At 37.1% G+C, this 248-nt stretch carries 1 protein-coding gene; it reads left to right on the top strand.

Features of this window, described 5'->3' with window-relative positions; translation table 11 throughout:
* Nucleotides 1–248, top strand: a 248-nt coding sequence (locus Q0845_RS27800; RefSeq protein ID WP_298521231.1) for a hypothetical protein, incomplete at both ends; no start/stop codon positions are given.

Genomic DNA, 248 nt, shown 5'->3' on the forward strand with positions numbered 1-248 from the left:
ATTCAACACCAAGTTCTATCCTATGAAGGTGTCGAAAAAGCTCTAGTTGTCTTAGATACATCACATTCAAGTTTGGTGTGTTATGTCGTTTTATCTGAAGGAAATGAAGTAGCAGCTTTGCGAACGTATTTAGCAAGCGTGCTGCCAAGTTATATGTTGCCAGGTCATTTTATTACGATGGAATCTTTTCCACTAACATCTAATGGAAAGATTGACAAAACGAATCTACCAAGTATAGACCAAGAAGT

This window comes from uncultured Kordia sp. (assembly GCF_947489565.1).
Lineage (GTDB): Bacteria > Bacteroidota > Bacteroidia > Flavobacteriales > Flavobacteriaceae > Kordia.